The sequence below is a fragment of the Camelimonas fluminis genome, from assembly GCF_014656355.1.
Lineage (GTDB): Bacteria > Pseudomonadota > Alphaproteobacteria > Rhizobiales > Beijerinckiaceae > Camelimonas > Camelimonas fluminis.
Genome location: NZ_BNCG01000093.1, coordinates 1 through 3,437, shown reverse-complemented (window position 1 = coordinate 3,437; position 3,437 = coordinate 1). Strand labels below are relative to the sequence as shown.

Sequence of the window (3,437 nt, the reverse complement as noted above, 5' to 3'; positions counted from 1 at the left end):
GCCCATGATCGCTTGTCGTCAGCAGGCTCAAGCATTATTCGCAGAAGATATCTTATGGAATGCGGGAGAACATTGATCCCCAAGAGAGCTTCCTGTCCGTACGTTTTACCAGAACTTAAAGACCGTGCATCATTGCTCCGGAAGCATCACGCAGGCCGTTGAGGTTCTGCCAACTCGCGTTTCCAGCATAGCACGCGCGGCGAAGAACCAATGGAACGGTACTAGATACGCATGCCCTTTATGGTGTGATTTTTTTCCGCCACACTTACCGCTCGGAAGTTGTCCATGTCATGCCGGTGGCGCGTTGACCCTGTTGTTCTGCTGCCTTAAAATACTTGTGTTTTGGGTTTAGCTTTGGAAAGAGGCAACGATGTCTAAGGCTCGGCAGGTAGTTTATGGGTACTGGCAAGGTGTAGAGCGCCCTGGACGCCGTCGTGACCGCATTTTAAACGAATATCTGCCCAGTTTACTTAAAGAAGCGGAAGAAATAAAGGCGCAGTTCGAGCAGCGCCTAAAGGTTATCGCCATCAAGGAGCAGCTGGCGCTCGAAGAGGTTGAGGATATCGCCTTCCTGACTGAAGGCGGTCGCTATCGACGCGAGAGAGAGGCTGGGCTCGAGAACCGTGGTTTGGCGTCGCTCAACGAGCGTCTGGCTGCTGAAGGGTTGCCCCCGGAGGTTGTTCGCCGTGGCCGTGGTCGTCCACGTATTCACTCATGTGAAAGGGCGCGTCCCCGGCGCGCAACACGCGCGAAGACGCAGGCTGGTGTGGAGCGGGCTCTCCTGGGCCTGAACGTACGGAGTTCGTTTAAGCCAGGCACGGTGCTGGCGAAGGTCGCAGACAAGCTAGACGCCGAAGTGTCATCTGTTCCGCTTGTCAGCGGTGTGAATTCGACCGAAGCACGTCGCGCTCCGATGCCGGCGCTGGTTGTGGTGCCAGAGGGCGAAGAGGGTAAGGGATTCTTCGAGGATACCGAAGGCGCAGATTACGACCGCCAGATTTACGTCTCCCTGCATGCCGTTTTGAGCGATCAATCAGAGATGGCTCGCAATCGCATGCGGCTTCCATATGATTTCACAGACCCAGACGATTTTGATGCCATGCCCGATTGCGTCAAGAAGGAGTTTCCTGCGTTTGGGTTTCAGGCTGTCTGGCCGATGATCAGCGATGACAGCACGGTCGCCTATCTTCCCGATGAGGAGCTCAGGAAGTGGATTCGCATCGCCTTCTTTGATGACGAAACGGACGAAAGGGCCAATTTCCTGATCAACCGTGAGATGGCGTATTATCGCGTTATCTCGCGATTTGCTGATGTTGGACGGTCATCTCTCCATGCTGCGTATTTGAAAGAGATGCAACGCAAGGAGGTCCTCTGGTACGTTCAAGAGCGAATTGCTTGGGTTGAAACCGTGTACACGTGGGTCAAACTTGGTCGATTGACCGAGGATCAGGCCAAGTGCTTCGTTTCGTATCGCGACTATGTCGCCATGGGATCACTGGAGGCTAACGTCCAGTCTGCCTATGAGAATATCGTAAATGGCTTGGAATGGTTCCCCGGCTTTTCGCGGCTTGAGTTGCAGGAATGGGCTGGAGATGACAAAAATCCGAAGCGCCTCTACAGGAGTTTCGAGGGATTCCCGGAGTATGCGTATCCGGATCGTCTGATGAACTATGTCAAGGGTGAATGGACTCCCTATAGTTTGCCTGAAGATGTCGATTTCACGCCCCCAACCGAGGCGGAATTCGAAAGATTCATGCGCGAATATCAGGCGAATTTGGACATGGACTACTTGATGAAGTCATGGGGCGCGTTAGCTGAGTGAGACTGTTTTATGGGCGAGCGTTTTACCCTCGCCTCGGCCCTAGCGAACCCCGTCAATTTTGCAGGGGTTTTGTTTTGGCTGCTCTGATAACCAGTCATTTCGGCGTTTTGTGCTGGAGATACGTGAGAGCGCTGCGCCTTCAGGCCGGCTGGCGCGGGGTGGTTGCGCAGACCTGGGCGATTTTCTTGATGTTCTGCGCGGCAGCGGCGAGCAGGCACTGTATCCTGACGCGCGTGATGCCCCGGAAGCGGGCGTAGCGGTGGCCGAAGAGCTGCCTGGCGTCTGCAAAGGAGCGCTCCACTGTCTCCTTGCGCCTTGCGTAAACCAGCCTGCCCCAGACGGTGAGGCGGGGGCGTCGGTGCGTGCGCGGGCGTCCTGCCAGACATGGCGGGTAATGATGCGCCGGGCTTGGGCGTTGGTGGTGCAGGAAGCCAGCAGGGGGCAGGCGCGGCATTGGTCCGGATCGGAGTGATAGTGGCGATAGCCCTGGCGATCCGTGGTGGCGTAAGCCACAGCCTGCCCCTGCGGACAGCGATAGATGTCGGCCTGCTCCTCGTAGATGAAGCGTGACGGACGCATCATGCCGGGTCGGGGCGGGCTCGGGGTGCGGTAGCCGGTGACGCCGGTAATGGAGCGCTGTTCCAGTCCATGGGCGATGGCGGCGGTGGCGTAGCCGGCGTCGAGGCCAACGGTTGTCACCGGCAGGCCAAAGCGGGCGCGCTGCCGGTCGAGGCGCTCCAGATAGGGGATGCTGTCATGCACGTTGGCCGGCGTGGCGAAGCTGTCGGTGATGATGCTGAACTTGCCGTCCACCGTGCGATGGTCGAGGTAGAAGAAGCCTTTCGGCTTGCCATCGCGCACCATGTAGCCGCTATCCCTGTCGGTGCGGCTGATCTTGGTGGGCTTCACCGGCGGCTCGCGCGGCGGCGCTGGCGGCAAGGGCTTCTGGCCATGAGTGGCCCGGTCTTCCTCATACCAGGATGCGAAGATGCTGACGCATCCGCATCCTGAATGCTCAGGCGCCGCACGGGCTTAGCCAGAACCCGATGAGTCACGCTCATCGGGTTCTGGTATCAATGGCCGCGTCAAGTTCCGCCCAGTAGGCCGCCCGCGACTTCGCCGCCAGTTCGACATCGAACCAGTTCTTGTCGGCGTTCGCCTTCAGATGGGTGGAATCCGTGTACAGCGTGCGCCCGTCGACCAGACCGAGCGTCATCGCCTGCTCGACGATGCGGTCGAAGATCGCCTGCGCCACGCTCTCGTCCTGGTAGCGCCGGCGGCGGTTCTGCGACAGCGTCGAGGCGTCGAAGACCTTTTGCGTCAGCTTCAGCCGCAGAAACCAGCGATAGGCGACATTGACCTCGATCTCCCGCACGAGCTGGCGCTCTGAGCGCACGCCGAACAGGTAGCCGAGGAACAGCGCCTTGAACATCAGGGTCGGATCCAGCGGCGGCCGGCCGTTGTCGGCGCAATACAACGGCGCTGTCAGATCGTGGATGAACGAAAAATCGACTACCCCATCAATCTTGCGCAGCAGGTGGTCGGGCGGGACCAGTGTTGTTTTTCACCCAGAACTGAGCCGGTTTTTCCATCGAGAAGTGAGCCACTTCTGACT

The 3,437-nt window shown here is 58.5% G+C and carries 1 protein-coding gene and 1 pseudogene; one reads left to right on the top strand and one right to left on the bottom strand.

Translation table 11 applies throughout. From position 1 onward, the window contains the following. Positions 1-370: 370 nt before the first annotated feature. Positions 371-1,822, top strand: coding sequence for a hypothetical protein (locus IE243_RS22290; protein ID WP_191321487.1), 1,452 nt, complete (start codon positions 371-373; stop codon positions 1,820-1,822). A gap of 139 nt (positions 1,823-1,961) precedes the next feature. Here the strand turns inward: IE243_RS22290 and IE243_RS24070 are convergent. Beyond that, positions 1,962-3,377 (bottom strand): annotated as a pseudogene (locus IE243_RS24070) (IS1182 family transposase). Positions 3,378-3,437 lie beyond the last annotated feature (60 nt).